This window comes from Bacteroides xylanisolvens XB1A (assembly GCF_000210075.1).
Taxonomy (GTDB): Bacteria; Bacteroidota; Bacteroidia; order Bacteroidales; family Bacteroidaceae; genus Bacteroides; species Bacteroides xylanisolvens.
Genome location: NC_021017.1, coordinates 3,953,981 through 3,970,639 on the forward strand (window position 1 = coordinate 3,953,981; position 16,659 = coordinate 3,970,639).

Genomic DNA, 16,659 nt, shown 5'->3' on the forward strand with positions numbered 1-16,659 from the left:
TTTCGTTAAAAGCCTTAAAGGAGATATGTTCTATAAATACTTTGACTTGTTGCAAAACAGAGGTAAAAGTATTGAATTGATAGGACAGTATTATCCTATGGAAAATATTGGAAAGGTTCGTCGTTTTGGTGGAGATTTGTCTATTACTTATCAAGATCGTGTAAATGATTTTAGTTATTATGTTTCTGCTAACTGGAGTTGTGAACAAAGTAAATTACTTTATATGGATGAGCAAGAAGTTCCAGAAGAATATTTACGCCAAACTGGACGTCCTGCAGGAGCTATTTACGGATTAGTAGCTGATGGATTTTTTACAACAAGAGAGGAAATTGAGAAAAGTCCGGTAATTGAAGGATTCGAAAATATTCAACCTGGTGATATTAAATATAAAGATCTGAATAACGATAAAGTAATTAATGAATTTGATCGTACTGTTATTGGTGGTGATAAACCTTATTCTTATTTCGGTATTGATTTGGGATTTAAATGGAGAGGATTAGATTTTTCTATGTTTTGGCAAGGTGCTTATAATCGTGATCTTTATTTGCAGGATTGGACATTGCTTGAAGGATTTCAAGCAAATGGTCGTTATTACGGACAAGCATATGAAAATATGTTAGGACGTTGGACACCAGAAACTGCAGAAAGTGCGACATTTCCACGATTAACAGCTGGTGGAAATGAATATAATCGGGGTAATGGCTGGAATTCTTCGTTTTGGCTGCGATCAGGAAACTTTATCCGTTTGAAAGATATAAGTTTAGGATATAACTTACCTGATTCTTTCTGTAATAACTACTTGGGAGGACTGCGTTTGAAGATATTTGTTAATGGTCAAAATCTATTTACAAAATCTGCGTGTGATCTGGTTGATCCAGAAGTCGGTTTTACTAGTTATCCATTGCAACGTTGTATTAGTACAGGTATTAATATCAGATTTTAATGAGTTATTATATGATACGAAATAAATATTTAACATTTTTAGGAATGGGCTTATTGTTCATGGCATCGGCTTGTAATGATGGGTATGAAAAAGAGCCAGTAGAACATTTTACACTTGATTATGTGTTCTCACGAGTTGATTCAGCAGGGATACAATCTCGATACTTTTTGAATAATATCTATTTGGAACATTTATATAGTGGATACAACCGTATAGATGGAGATTTTTTGGATGCGGCTTCAGATGATGCTATCTCTATTGATAATAATTCTCCAGAAATCTATAAGTTATTTATGGGTCGTTATTCTGCAGTTTCTCGTTTGAGAGACATGGAATGGGGGGCATATTATCAAGGAATTCGCAAAGCGAATATTTTGATTAATAATATAGATGTGGTGCCTTTTAATTTGACGTATGTTAATGCTTTGGGAGAGACAAAGCCATTAAATTATACAATGAAGGCAGAGGCTCGTTTTTTAAGAGCATATTTTTATTTCGAATTAGTGAAGCGTTATGGAGGTGTTCCTTTAGTGGGTGATAATGTATATGTATTGGGAGATGATGTACAACTTCCACGAAATACATTTGCTCAATGTATTGATTATATCATAGGTGAATTGGATGAGATAAAGGACGATCTTCGTTCGTTACCGATGTCAGATGCCACCGAGTTTGCACATGCTCCAACCAAAGAAACTTGTTTGGCTATGAAAGCTAGAGTGTTGTTGTATGCTGCTAGTCCTTTATTCAATGAAAAACCTCTAGAAGCAGGTAATGAATTGATAGGATATGCTTCTTATGATAGTCAACGTTGGAATTTGGCTGCACAAGCTGCTAAAGATTTGATAGATCAGTATGGACCGAAAGGAAAAGGTACATTAAATTTAGCGCAAGACTATCGTAATATTTTTATAAATTTCTATGGTGGAAATAATCCTGAACTAATATTTTTTCGTCCAGTAGGTAAGAATAAAAATATAGAAACCGTTAATGGTCCTTTGGGCTTTTCTGGAAATTCTTTAGGTAATGGTAATACTAATCCTACACAGAATTTGGTGGAGTCTTTTTTAATGAAAGATGGTAAAAAACCGGGTGAAAGCACTAAATATATTTATAATTCAGTAGATGATCCTTTTAAGGACCGTGATCCACGATTAGATTTGACGGTATTGCATAACGGATCTAGATGGTTGAATACAACTCTTGATACAAAAGTAGGTGGCACACATAACCCTTCAGGAGCCCAATATAGTCGGACATGTTATTATATGGCGAAATTTATGAAAAATTATCAGGCTTTGGGCAATTATGAGGACGATACCCATTTGTGGGTAATATATCGTTATGGTGAAGTGTTGCTAAATTATGCAGAGGCATTGAATGAAGTGGCTATAGCAGGTGGTATGATTGATTATAAAGAAGTAATCAGTAGCCTTGTCCAATTGCGTAAAAGAGCTGGTATAGAACCTGGAGATGATAATAATTATGGTTTACCTACTCCAGAGACTTATGACCCTATTGAGATGCGTGACATTATTCGTAATGAACGAAGAATTGAAATGGCTTTTGAAGAACAACGTTATTGGGATATTCGACGTTGGAGAATTGCGGAAACTATTTTCGAAAAACCTTTAAGAGGTTTAAGTATTCAGGTTGTTGGTACTAAAACCAATTATCATGAAGTGGATGTGCTTTCGGCCAAATTTGATACGAAGCGTTACTTCTATCCAATTCCGTATTCAGAAGTGATAAAAAATGGAAATATGATTCAAAACCCGAATTGGTAATTACGTTATGAAAAGAATATTATTAATATTATTGAGTATAAATCTGTTTACGTTTGCCTTGGCGCAATCGTTAACGATAAAAGGAAAGGTCTCTTCTACTGATGGTGAATTGCTTCCAGGAGTAAATGTAAGGATAAAAAATGCTACGATTGGTACAATTACAGATTTTGACGGTAATTATCAGTTGAAAGCGAATAAGGGAGATATATTAGTATTTACCTATATAGGTTTTAAAAAGTATGAACTAAAAGTAGGAAATCAGACATCTTGGAATGTAGAGTTGGCACCTGATCAAACAGATTTGGATGAAGTAGTGGTGGTAGCATACGGAAAGGCAAAACGTATCACTATGACAGGGGCGGTTAGCGGTATACAAGCACGTGAAATTCGAAATGTACCAACTAGTAGTTTACAAAATGCTTTAACTGGAAAATTGCCAGGATTTTTTAGCCAGCAGTCCTCTGGACAGCCAGGTAAGGATGCTTCGGATTTTTTTATTCGTGGTGTTAGCTCTTTGAACTCCGAAGGTAATAAACCTTTGATTATTGTAGATGATGTGCAGTATACATACGAGCAATTATCACAAATTAATGTAAATGAAATAGAAAGTATTTCAATTTTGAAAGATGCTTCGACAACTGCAATTTATGGTATCAAAGGAGCAAACGGGGTATTAGTAGTGAAAACAAGAAGAGGAAAAGAGGGCAAACCACAGATCAATGTACGTTTGGAAGGAGGAATACAGACCCCAGTTCGTACTCCTGACTTCTTGAATTCATATAATACGGCTATTTTGGTGAATGAAGCGTATGAGAATGATGGCATGCCTAGATTGTTCTCTAAGAAAGATATTATGGCATTTAGAGATCACACTGATCCTTATGGCCATCCTGATGTAAATTGGTATGATGAGATCTTTAAAAAGAATGCCTTTCAAGAAAATGTGAATGTGGATATTTCTGGAGGTTCTAAGAGATTAAGATATTTTGTCTCTGCCGGCTATTTTACTCAGGATGGTATGGTAAAAGATTTTGGAACGAAAGGAAATGATGTAAATTCAAATTATTTTTATCGTCGTTTCAATTATCGAACTAACGTAGATTTTGATGTAACGGATAATTTGAATATGCGTTTAGATGTATCTTCACGTTTTATGAATATTAATGAGCCTTGTAATATGAATGCAACGGGTGAAATTTATGACTTTTCTAAGATGCATCCTTATTCTGCTCCAGTATTAAATCCTAATGGATCGTATGCTTATTTGAGAGATACAGAAGGATATAAACCTACCTTGAATGCTCGTTTAGCTAATGAGGGGTATAAGCGTACTCGTCGTAATGATAATAATATTTTATATGGTGCCACCTGGAAGATGGACTTTCTAACGCAGGGACTTGCAGCTAATTTTCGTGTAGCTTATTCAAGTGTAGATGAAAATTATCGTCAAGTGCATCGTGGGGATTATCCAACGTATTACTATAATTCGTCAACTAATGAATATGAAATTAATCCTAATAAGAAATATGATTATGGAACATACTCTGTAACTAGCGGTACAGATCAAGCTACGAAGGATGTAAATATTCAAGCTTCATTAAATTATGCACATGTTTTTAATGGAGACCACGATGTGAATGCTATGTTTTTGTATAATCGTCAGAGTACGACAAATGAAAAGGATGCAGCTGTTCCCAATAATTTTGAGGGCTATACTTTAACGATGGGATATAAATATAAAGGTAAATATTTAATTGATCTCAATATGGCTTATAACGGAACTGACCGTTTTGGTAAAAACAATCGTTTTGGTTTTTTCCCAGCTGTTGGTATTGGGTATGCTATTTCAGAGGAAAATTTCTTTAAAAATGTAGACTGGCTAAAAAAAAATGTTCAGTTATTGAAAATAAGAGCTTCATATGGCTTGGTAGGATCTGATGTAGCTGCTGGTAATCGTTATTTGTATGAACAAGTATATCAAGAAAATGGAAATTATCCTTTTGGAGATTATCCAGCCGATAGTCCAGTGATAAAAGAGGGAGACTTAGGGACTCCTAGTGTAACTTGGGAGAAGGCTAAGAAATTTGATGTTGGTTTAGATATGAATTTATTTAATAAGGTCTCATTTACTATTGACTACTTCTTGGATAAACGTTATGACCAATTGGTGACAAGAGCTGACGTTCCCTTAATAATAGGTATAGGGTATGCTCCGAGTAATGTAGCAAGAACTACTAATCAAGGATTTGATGGACAAATTGGCTATCAAGATCGTTTTGGAGAATTTGATTTTAATACAAGTTTAGTATTCTCTTATGCAAAGAATAAAGTTGATTTTAAGGCAGAGGCTCAACAGAAATATCCTTGGTTAGCAGAAACAGGAAGACCTTTGAATCAACCATTTGGATATAAATGGATAGGTTATTATACTCCGGAAGATATTGAACTGATAAATGCTGCAAAGGAAGATCCTACTATTAAAGCTCCAGCAGTACCTTATACTGATATTCCAGTTCAGGCTGGTGACTTGAAGTATGCTGATTTGAATGGTGATGGTTCTATTGATGATTTTGATAAGGGTGCTATTGGTAAGCCTAATCTGCCTACAACAACTTTAGGGTGGTCATTTGGAGGTTATTGGAAAGGATTTAGTTTTAATGTATTATTTCAAGGTTCATTTGACTATAGTTTTGCAATCAATGGTACTGGTATAGAATCGTTTAAAAGTCAGTTTCAGCCTATCCATACTGGACGTTGGACATTAGATCGTTATAAAAATGGAGAAGAAATAACTTTCCCTCGTTTAACGACCAATCCTTCCACTATAAATAGTGCCAGTACTTATATGTCTGATTTCTGGTTGATTAATGCTTGGTATATCCGTTTGAAGACGATTGATTTAGGATATCAACTTCCAAAGAAAGTATTACCTAAGTATGTAGATAACATTCGTTTCTATGTGAATGCTTATAATTTATTGACATTTACAGGTTATGATAAATATCAGCAAGATCCTGAGATAAAAACTAATACGGCGGGTGATGCTTATATGAATCAGCGTGTAGTGAATCTTGGTGTACAATTGACATTCTAATTTAATGATTAAATGAACATAAATATGAATAGATATAAAAATGGAAAGATCTTCTCACTTTTTTTGATGTGTGGAATATTAGGAGCTTGCGATAAATTTGAAGCAATTCCTTTGGAATATAAGAGTACTCCATTAGAAGAAGCACAAGAAGAGGTTTTAAATACTATTGATCCGGCATGGGAATTAGAACTGATGGAGACTAATGGCTATGTGATGGCTTTTAAAGATAAAAAGTATGATAAACTATTTACTCGGACTTTGGGCTGGAACGGAGGCGACGGTGTATTGACAACTCTATTACCTGATGGAAATGCATTTTGGTCATTTAACGATAGTTTTTATGGAGTAGTAGAAGGTGAAACTCGTGCACGTAAGGATTGTAGCTTCCCACGTAATTCTATAATGGTTCAGACTCCTGGTGATGAGGAGGAGAATCTTGTATGGTTGGCTGATTTTGTACAAACTACTACTCCCGAGGCTCCTCGTTATTATCAAGCACGTACTCATATTCGTCATCCCAAAGCTAGTTTGAGTGATGATAAGATCCAAGAAGGAGAAATTGATCAAGATTGGTTGTATTGGGCAGGTGACGCTACTGTATGTAATAATAAATTACAGGTGCTTTGGAATGGGGTCGATAATACAAATCCGGATGCTTTGATGAGACATGAGGGTATTTGTTTGGCAACTTATAGTTTGGAAGGAACCCCAGGAGATGATAACTATATGAAACTAATTAGTGCTGATCACCATTTTAATGATGTTGATATATATGGATATGGATCTACTTTGTGGGAAGACGAAGACGGTCATATTTATTTGTATGGTTCATATAATAATTATGATATGATAGTAGCTCGTACGGCTAGACATGATCTTACTAGTCCGTGGGAGTATTATGTAGGGGATGAACAAGGAAATTTTTCTTGGCAGAATACTTATCCTACTGAGGAGGAAGTTAAGCGTTCTAGAATTCAAGAGACAGATTGTAGTATGCCATGGGTATTTAAAAAAGGAGATACCTATTATATGTTGGCACAAGCTAAATGGTTTGGACGTGAAATGTATATTTTCCGGAGTGATAAACCATATGGACCTTTTGTCGATTGTAAAAGGCTATTTGGATTCTCTGATTTTTTAGATAAATTAGGTGATCAAACTTATCAGAATTTATACATGATAAACTTGCATCCACATTTATCACGTAATGGTGAATTAGTCTTTTCTACAAATACAGATCCCAAAAATTTTTGGGACAACTTCAACGCTGTAGGTAGTGCTGATTATTATCGTCCTTATTTCTATCGTGTATATAATTGGGAAAGAGTTTATGAAGAATAATCGTTATTTATTTAGATAATCAAAAAAAGAATCATTTTTTACAAATATAAGAAATGATTCTTTTTTTGATTATTTTAAGTTTGTATTTGGTTGCTTAATTAATGGTAAATAGAGTTTTGTTCGTCATACGTTATATGATTAATAAAGAGTGGAAATGAGAAAAGTTTTAGTTTGTATTTTATGGTGTCTATTGTTTGTTGCTAATGTTTATGCACAAGTAAAATTGTCACCATTGTTTTCTAATAATATGGTGTTGCAACAGAAAGCAGAAGCTCCTATTTGGGGAATAAGCAAATCTAATAGAACTATAGTAATCACTACTTCATGGGATCAGAAAAAATATACTACCCAAGCTGATGCACAAGGAAACTGGAAGACTAAAGTCGATACTCCTGTAGCTGGAGGACCATATACGATAACTATCTCTGACGGAAAAACTGTAAAGTTGAACAATGTGATGATTGGAGAGGTCTGGGTATGTTCCGGCCAATCCAATATGGAAATGCAGGTAGAAGGGTGGGGTAAGGTAATGAACTACCAGCAAGAAAAAAAAGAAGCAAATAACTATCCAAATATTCGTTTCTTACTGATAGAAAAAGCTACGAGTCCATTGCCTGTTAGTGATATAAAAGCAGCAGGTGGTGGTTGGCAAGTTTGTTCATCAAAAAGTGTAGCAGACTTTTCGGCAGCCGGTTATTTTTTCGGGCGTGATTTGCATAGGTATCAAAATGTGCCAATCGGCTTGATAGATACTTCTTGGGGAGGTACCTGTATTGAGACATGGACGAGTAAAGAGGCTTTAGCAACAATGCCGGGTATGCAGAAGAAACTTGATGTCTTGAAAGAACTTCCGATTTCATCCGAAGATCGTGAAAAGAAATTTCATTCAGATGTGGAAGATTGGAAAAAAGAGATTGAAAAGATTGATAAAGGATTTGTGGATGGCAGAGCCGCATGGACAGTTACAGACTTTGAAGACAGTGCATGGAAAACAATGGAAGTGCCTGGTTTGATGCAGGAGCAAGGTTTGAAAGGGTTTAATGGTATTGTTTGGTTTAGAAAAACAATAGAAATTCCGGCGAAATGGGAGGGCAAAGAACTGACGTTGAATGTCGGAGTAATTGATGATAATGATTTTACATATTTCAATGGCGTGCAAGTAGGACACACTGAGGGATGGATGACCCCAAGAAGCTATAAGATACCTAAAGAGTTGGTGAAAAGTGGTAAAGCAGTGATTGCTGTGCGTGTTATGGATACAGGAGGTGCAGGTGGTATAAATGGAAGCCCTGAAAGTATCTCACTTCATTGCTCTCAATCAGATGTCATACCATTGGCTGGTGATTGGAAATATCAAGTTTCTTTGAATATAAAAGATATTCCACAAATGCCTGTTAATACTGCTAATGAACCGAATATTCCTGGCTTCTTATTTAATGCGATGCTGAATCCGTTGATTCCCTATAGTATAAAGGGGGCGATTTGGTATCAAGGAGAAGCTAACACAGGACAAGCATATCAATATCGTGAATTGATGCCATTAATGATAAAAGACTGGCGGGATCATTGGGGATATGATTTTCCATTTTATATGGTACAACTTGCTAGTTTTACAGTTCAACAGACAGCTCCAGTAGATGCAACCTGGGCTGAATTGAGAGAGGCTCAAACACGCACATTGCATCTTGAGAATACAGGAATGGCTGTAACCATTGATATAGGCGATGCTTTTGATATTCATCCGAAGAATAAGCAAGAAGTCGGCAGGCGTTTGGCACTGGCTGCGCGAGCACAGACTTATGGTGAGAAAATATCATATTCCGGTCCAATGTATGATACGTATCAGATTGAAGGGAATAAGATCCGTATTTATTTCAAACATACAGATGGTGGGTTGAAGACACTAAATAACGAAGTAATAAAGGGATTTACCATTGCCGGTATTGATCATAAATTCTATTGGGCTAATGCTGTGATTGAAGGTAATACCATCGTTGTATCTTCACCGGAAGTTACTTTCCCGATAGCTGTTAGATACGCATGGGCTGATAATCCGATCTGTAATTTGTATAATGGAGCCAATCTTCCGGCATCTCCATTCCGCACAGATGATTGGCCGGGAATCACTTTCGGCAATAAATGATTCCTTCAATCTGTCAGTAAAAATAGTATGTTACACATTAAAGAATAACCATGAGAAAACTAATTTATCTAGTAATCTTTCTTTTTATTTCGATAGGAATATATGCTCAAACGAAAGACTTGGTGCAATACGTCAATACCTTGCAAGGAACTGATTCCCATTTTGGATTAAGTTATGGAAACACATATCCTACTACCGGTATGCCTTATGCCATGCATACGTGGTCTGCACAGACCGGAAAGAATGGTGAAGGTTGGAAATATCAATATGCAGTAGATAAAATCAGAGGTTTCTGCCAGTCACATCAATGTAGTCCGTGGATGAGTGACTATGCCGTTTATTCGTTTATGCCGGTGGCAGGCGAATTAGTGGTCAATCAGGATAAGAGGGCAACGAAGTTCAGCCATGATAATGAAATTGCCAAGCCACATTATTATAAAGTAACGCTGGATAATGGAATTACAACCGAGATGGCTCCAACTACTCGTGGTGTACATTTGCGCTTTTCTTATCCCTCTACCGAAGAGGCTTATCTGGTGATTGACGGATATACGGATATGAGTGAAATTAAGATTGATCCAGCAAAGAGACAAATCTCTGGTTGGGTGAATAATCAACGTTTTGTAAATAACTCTAAGACATTCCGTAGTTACTTTGTTGTGCAGTTTGATAAAGCATTTGAGGATTACGGTATGTGGGAAAATCAGAAAGATGAGATTTTCTCTAAAAAGTTGGAGGGAGAAGGTAAAGGCTATGGAGCTTATATCAAATTTAAAAAAGGAGCCAAGGTACAGGCGAAAGCTGCCTCTTCCTATATTAGCGCAGAGCAGGCTGTGATTACGCTGAACGACGAACTGGGTAAAGATAAGAATTTGGAAGCCACTAAGGCACGCGGATATAAAACATGGAATGAATTATTGAACAGAATTCAGGTCGAAGGCGGAACAGATGAACAAATGAATACTTTCTATTCTTGCCTGTTCCGTGCCAATCTCTTCTCCCGTAAATTCTATGAACGTAAGGCAAACGGAGAACCTTATTACTATAGTCCTTATGATGGCAAAGTATATGACGGATATATGTATACCGATAATGGATTCTGGGATACATTCCGTTCACAGTTTCCACTGACCAATATTCTTCATCCCACTATGCAAGGACGCTACATGAATGCTTTGCTCGCCGCACAGGAACAATGCGGATGGCTACCATCCTGGTCGGCTCCCGGAGAAACGGGAGGAATGTTGGGCAATCATTCTATTTCATTACTGGCAGACGCATGGGCAAAAGGTATCCGTACCTTTGATCCGGAAAAAGCATTGAAAGCATACGCGCACGAAGCAATGAACAAAGGTCCTTGGGGGGGTGCGAACGGACGTGGCTTCTGGAAAGAATATTTTGAGTTGGGATATGTTCCCTATCCACAATCAATGGGGTCTAGTTCCCAGACGATGGAATATGCATACGATGATTTTTGTGCTTATCAGTTGGCTAAAATGATTGGCAACAAACACTATCAGGAAGTATTTGCACGCCAGATGTACAATTATAAGAATGTGTTCGACCCGTCTGTCGGCTTTATGCGTGGAAAAGGACTCGATGGCAAATGGCAGGAACCATTTGATCCTCTGGAGTGGGGCGGACCTTTCTGTGAGGGTAACGCCTGGCATTATACCTGGTCTGTATTCCATGATGTAGAAGGATTAATAGACTTGTTCGGAAGCGATCAGAAGTTTACCATCAAGATGGATTCAGTATTTACCCTGCCCAGCACTATCAAGCCGGGAACATACGGAGGTGTGATCCATGAAATGAAAGAAATGGAGCTGGCAGGTATGGGACAATATGCACACGGCAATCAGCCGATTCAACACATGCCTTATCTGTATAGTTATGCCGGTCAGCCATGGAAAACACAGTATTGGGTACGTCAGATTGTTGAAAGACTCTATAATGCAACAGAAAGAGGGTATCCGGGAGACGAAGACCAAGGTGGTATGTCATCATGGTATATCTTGAGCTCATTAGGTATTTATGCCGTTTGTCCGGGTACGGATGAATATGTGATTGGCAGTCCGCTATTTAAAAAGGCTACCATAACGCTGGAAAACGGGAATAAGTTTGTGATTGAAGCAAATAACAATAATAAAGAGAATGTCTATATCCAGTCTGCTACTTTGAATGGACGTGTGTTGGATAAGAATTTCATTAAATATGACGATATAGCAGACGGTGGTACGCTCCGTTTTGAAATGGGAAGTCAACCAAATAAAGAAAGGTGCACGTCAAAGTATGCCGCTCCTTTCTCTCTGTCGAAAGAATAAGAAAAGAAATAATGAAAATACAGTATGAAAAATAAAGTTTTAACAGGTTTATTATTGGTATTGATCGGAGGGTGGGGGAACCTTTTGGCACAGAATGCCGGGAGCAATTATGCTCGTCAGGTAAATACGCTGATAGGTACAAAAGGCGTTGGCTTGACTTCGGGATATCTTTATCCCGGAGCCACCTATCCGTATGGTATGGTGCAGTTCACCCCTTCTTACTTTTCCAAACGCTCCGGATTCGTCATCAATCAGTTGAGTGGCGGCGGTTGCGAACACATGGGCAACTTTCCTACCTTTCCGGTAAAAGGCAAACTGAAGATGTCTCCTGACAATATCCTCAACTATCGCATCAATATTTCTGAAGAAAAAGGACATGCAGGTTATTATGAGGCTATGGTGCAGGAAGACATCAAAGCCAAACTGACTGTGACCGAGAGAACCGGTATGGCGAGTTATGAATATCCGGCAGATCAGCAATATGGTACGGTTATTATCGGTGGAGGGATATCTGCCACTCCAATTGAACAGGCAGCCATCGTAATCACTGCACCCAATAAGTGTGAAGGATATGCAGAGGGTGGTAATTTCTGCGGTCTGCGTACACCGTATAAAGTCTATTTCGTAGCAGAATTTGATGCGGATGCCTTGGAGTCGGGAACATGGAAAAGAGATGAATTGAAACCGAACACTACTTTTGCCGAAGGAGAATATTCTGGAGTTTACTTTACTTTTGATGTAAGCAAGAAGAAAAATGTCCAATATAAGATTGGAGTTTCTTATGTCTCGGTAGAGAATGCACGCGAGAATCTGAAAGCGGAGAATACCGGATGGGATTTCCTGCAGATTCAGAATCAGGCTGAATCCAAATGGAATCATTATTTAGGTAAGATCGAAGTCGAAGGAACTAATCCGGATCGTGCCACTCAATTTTATACCCATCTGTATCGCTCATTCATTCATCCGAACGTTTGCAGTGATGTGAACGGAGAGTATATGGGAGCTGACTTCAGAGTGCATAAGTCTCGTTCGAAACATTACACCTCTTTCAGTAACTGGGATACCTATCGCACACAGATTCAATTATTATCTATGCTCGATCCCGAAGTTGCTTCTGATATTGTGATTTCTCACCAACTGTTTGCAGAAGAAGCGGGTGGTGCTTTCCCGCGTTGGGTGATGGCTAATATAGAAACCGGAGTAATGCAAGGAGATCCGACTCCTATCCTGATATCCAATGCTTATGCTTTTGGTGCCCGTAATTATGATCCGAAACCGATTTTCAAAATAATGAGAAAGGGAGCTGAAGAACCGGGAGCAATGTCGCAGGATGTGGAGGCTCGACCGGGACTGAAACAGTATTTGGATAAAGGTTATTATAATGCTTCTATTCAGTTGGAATATACTTCCGCTGATTTTGCAATCGCACAATTTGCCTTACATGCCGTAGGAGATGAGTTTGCGAGCTGGCGTTATTTTCACTTCGCACGTTCATGGAAGAATCTGTATAACCCGGAAACCGGCTGGCTGCAATCACGCAATCCGGATGGTTCGTGGAAACCATTGACTGAAGATTTCCGTGAATCGACTTATAAGAATTATTTTTGGATGGTGCCGTACGACATTGCCGGCCTGATAGAAATCATCGGAGGCAAAGCTGTTGCAGAAAAACGCCTGGATGAATTCTTTACTCGTCTGGATGCCGGTTACAATGATGCCTGGTTCGCTTCCGGCAATGAACCGAGCTTTCACATCCCTTGGATATACAACTGGGTAGGAACACCCTATAAAGCACAGGAGATTATTAACCGTGTATTGAATGAACAGTATTCAAGTAAAATTGATGGTCTGCCGGGTAATGATGATTTAGGAACGATGGGTGCCTGGTATGTATTCGCTTGCATCGGACTTTATCCCGAAATACCAGGAGTGGGAGGTTTTACTGTAAATACACCGATATTTTCATCAGTGAAGGTTCATCTGAAGAAAGGGGATATTGTGATAAAAGGCGGTTCTGAAAAGAATATTTATATAAAGAACATGAAGTTAAACGGTAAATCGTATGACAGTACATGGCTCGATTGGGATCAACTGAATAATGGAGCTACGATAGAATACACTACCTCGTCCAAGCCTGACGTGAAGTGGGGAACAAAAGTAACACCTCCCTCTTTCCCTTAAAGCAAATCAACGAAGTATATAAATTTATGATATAAGATAATTTTGTAAGAGCACTTATTTATAATATCAAACGTAAAAATGAAAAGAAAACTACAAAACATAGCTTATCTACTGATGGCTGCCGCCTTCGTTGCTTCATGTAGCGAAAAGAAACAAATATCAGAATTTCCGGATTGGGCATGGACGGACTTTCAGCGTCCGGAGGGTGTTAATCCGATTATCTCTCCTGACACAACAACCCTTTTCTATTGTCCGATGAGACAGGATTCAATAGCATGGGAAGCAAGTGATACATTTAATCCGGCTGCTACGATCTATGATGGAAAAGTTGTAGTACTCTATCGGGCTGAAGATAACTCGGCAACCGGTATCGGAACACGTACCTCTCGTTTGGGATATGCCTCTTCTGACGACGGACTACATTTCAAACGAATGTCCGTACCCATATTTTATCCGGCAGACGACAGCCAGAAAGAATTGGAAAATCCCGGCGGTTGCGAAGATCCGCGTGTTGCCGTAACAGAAGACGGACTTTATGTAATGCATTACACACAATGGAATCGCAAACAGGCGCGTTTGGCAGTGGCCACCTCGCGCGATCTTCAAACGTGGGAAAAACATGGACCGGCTTTTGCAAAAGCATACAACGGAAGATTTATAGATGAATTTTCCAAATCTGCCTCTATTGTAACCAAATTAATTGACGGCAAACAAGTGATTGCCAGGATTGATGGGAAATACTGGATGTACTGGGGAGAAAAGTTTGTGAATCTAGCTACTTCCACAGATTTGGTAAACTGGGAACCAATGTTGGACGAAAACGGAGAATTCCTGAAAGTGATGACTCCGCGCGAAGGTAAGTTCGACAGTGATCTAACTGAATGTGGTCCTCCTGCCATCCTGACGGATCAAGGAATCCTGTTGTTCTATAACGGTAAAAATAAATCAGGTGTTGAAGGGGATACACTTTATACAGCAAACTCCTATTGTGCAGGGCAAGCCTTGTTTGATGCCAAAGACCCTGCCAAATTAATTGATCGTCTGGATAAGCCATTCTATATTCCCGAATCGGATTTTGAGAAGAGCGGACAATATCCTGCCGGAACTGTATTCATAGAAGGACTTGTGTTCCACAATCAGAAATGGTTCTTATATTATGGATGTGCCGATTCACGCGTGGCGGTTGCCGTATATGATCCTCGCAAAAAATAAGGAAAACATTCATGAAGAAGATAACAATTTGTAAAAGATAGATTAAGACTAAGACATGAAAAAAATTATTTTATTGATTGCGGCAGCTTGTATGGCATGTACAGCTGCATTTGCCCAAACAGTGAAGCCTTTTAAAGAGGGTGAAAGGGCAGTGTTTTTAGGAAATAGTATAACGGATGGCGGTCATTACCATTCATACATCTGGTTGTATTATATGACCCGTTTTCCGGATATGCCTATCCGTGTTTTTAACGGTGGTATTGGTGGAGATACGGCCTATGATATGAACAAACGCCTGGATGGTGATATTTTTGCGATGAAACCTTCCGTGTTGATGGTGACTTTTGGTATGAATGATTCCGGATATTTTGAATACAATGGTGATAAGCCCAAAGAATTCGGTGAACAGAAATATCAGGAAAGTGTAAAGAATTACCAGCAGATGGAGAAACGCTTTAAAGATCTTCCTGATACCCGTATCGTGATGGTCGGAACTTCTCCGTATGATGAAACCGTACAACTTAAAGAGAATACACCGTTCAAGACAAAGAATGAAACCATCAAACGACTTGTTGAATATCAGAAAGAATCGGCAGCTAAGAATAATTGGGAATTTACTGATTTAAATGCGCCTATGGTTGCTTTGAATCAGCAATATCAGCAGAAAGATCCTACCTTTACTCTTTGTGGAAGTGACCGTATTCATCCCGATAACGACGGACACATGGTGATGGCCTATCTTTTCCTGAAAGCCCAGGGATTTGTAGGTAAAGAAGTAGCGGATGTGGAGATTAATGCTAATAAGAAACAAGCCGTCAAGTCGGAGAACTGTACTATTTCAAATATAAAGAAGAGCGGAAAAGACTTGAGCTTTGACTACCTGGCAGGTGCTCTTCCTTATCCTTTGGATACTATTCCTCGTGGTTGGGGACAGAAAAAGAGCCAGGCAGAAGTGCTGAAGGTTGTTCCTTTTATGGAAGAGATGAACCGCGAAACGTTGAAAGTAACAGGACTGAAAGGCAATTATAAATTGTTGATAGATAATGAAGAAATAGGAACCTGGAGTGGAGATGAACTGGCAAAAGGCATTAATCTTGCTGCTGAATCCAAAACTCCCCAATACCAACAGGCATTGGCGGTTATGCACCTGAATGAATATCGTTGGGAAATTGAAAAAACATTCAGAGAGTATGCATGGTGTGAATTCGGTTTTTTCCAACAAAAGGGATTATTGTTTGCTGATGACAGAAAAGCGATCGAGGTGATGGATGAAAACCTGGATAAAAACGTTTGGTTGAAGGGACGTCGTGATATGTATTCAAAGATGATGTTTGAAGCTGTCCGTGATGCTCGCCAGCAAGAAATGGAGGTTCTTATCAATAAGATTTATGAAATAAATAAGCCTGTTGTAAGAAAAGTTTTACTTAGAAAGATATGATGCGATAACAGCGTAGAAATACGATAGAATACTCATCGTGATGAGAATTTTTTCTCATTGCGATGAGTGTTTTTTCTTATCCTAGTGAGTATGTTTGAGAAATATATGAATAGATAGCTAGTCTTGTAATAGCCTGGTAATGTATATCTTATTGTAGCTTTTGCATTAAACAGGCTACCTTTATTGAATTCTTAAT

General features: G+C 38.4%; 8 protein-coding genes and 1 pseudogene. All 9 read left to right on the forward strand.

Annotated features, from left to right (window positions below; genetic code table 11):
• A pseudogene (locus BXY_RS15215) lies at window positions 1-943 on the forward strand (SusC/RagA family TonB-linked outer membrane protein); the annotation flags it as partial.
• Between the two features lie 11 nt (window positions 944-954).
• Window positions 955-2,730: a RagB/SusD family nutrient uptake outer membrane protein gene (locus BXY_RS15220; protein ID WP_178286846.1), complete on the forward strand. Its 1,776-nt coding sequence runs from the start codon at window positions 955-957 to the stop codon at window positions 2,728-2,730.
• 7 nt (window positions 2,731-2,737) lie between these two features.
• The gene (locus tag BXY_RS15225; protein WP_015532368.1) at window positions 2,738-5,824 is read left to right on the forward strand and encodes a SusC/RagA family TonB-linked outer membrane protein; all 3,087 of its coding nucleotides are present in this window, start codon (window positions 2,738-2,740) and stop codon (window positions 5,822-5,824) included.
• 24 nt (window positions 5,825-5,848) lie between these two features.
• On the forward strand, window positions 5,849-7,165 hold the full coding sequence (locus BXY_RS15230) for a DUF5005 domain-containing protein (RefSeq protein WP_225450308.1): 1,317 nt from the start codon (window positions 5,849-5,851) through the stop codon (window positions 7,163-7,165).
• A 154-nt stretch (window positions 7,166-7,319) separates the two neighbouring features.
• The gene (locus tag BXY_RS15235) at window positions 7,320-9,308 is read left to right on the forward strand and encodes a sialate O-acetylesterase (protein WP_134993180.1); all 1,989 of its coding nucleotides are present in this window, start codon (window positions 7,320-7,322) and stop codon (window positions 9,306-9,308) included.
• A gap of 50 nt (window positions 9,309-9,358) precedes the next feature.
• A complete protein-coding gene (locus BXY_RS15240; RefSeq protein ID WP_015532371.1) occupies window positions 9,359-11,632 on the forward strand; it encodes a GH92 family glycosyl hydrolase in 2,274 nt (757 codons plus the stop codon).
• A 24-nt stretch (window positions 11,633-11,656) separates the two neighbouring features.
• A complete protein-coding gene (locus BXY_RS15245) occupies window positions 11,657-13,813 on the forward strand; it encodes a GH92 family glycosyl hydrolase (RefSeq protein WP_015532372.1) in 2,157 nt (718 codons plus the stop codon).
• Window positions 13,814-13,891: 78 nt separating this feature from the next.
• The gene (locus BXY_RS15250; RefSeq protein WP_015532373.1) at window positions 13,892-15,025 is read left to right on the forward strand and encodes a glycoside hydrolase family 130 protein; all 1,134 of its coding nucleotides are present in this window, start codon (window positions 13,892-13,894) and stop codon (window positions 15,023-15,025) included.
• Between the two features lie 55 nt (window positions 15,026-15,080).
• Window positions 15,081-16,463 (forward strand): SGNH/GDSL hydrolase family protein, encoded by a 1,383-nt coding sequence (locus BXY_RS15255; RefSeq protein ID WP_015532374.1) that lies wholly within the window; start codon window positions 15,081-15,083, stop codon window positions 16,461-16,463.
• The last annotated feature ends 196 nt before the right edge of the window (window positions 16,464-16,659 follow it).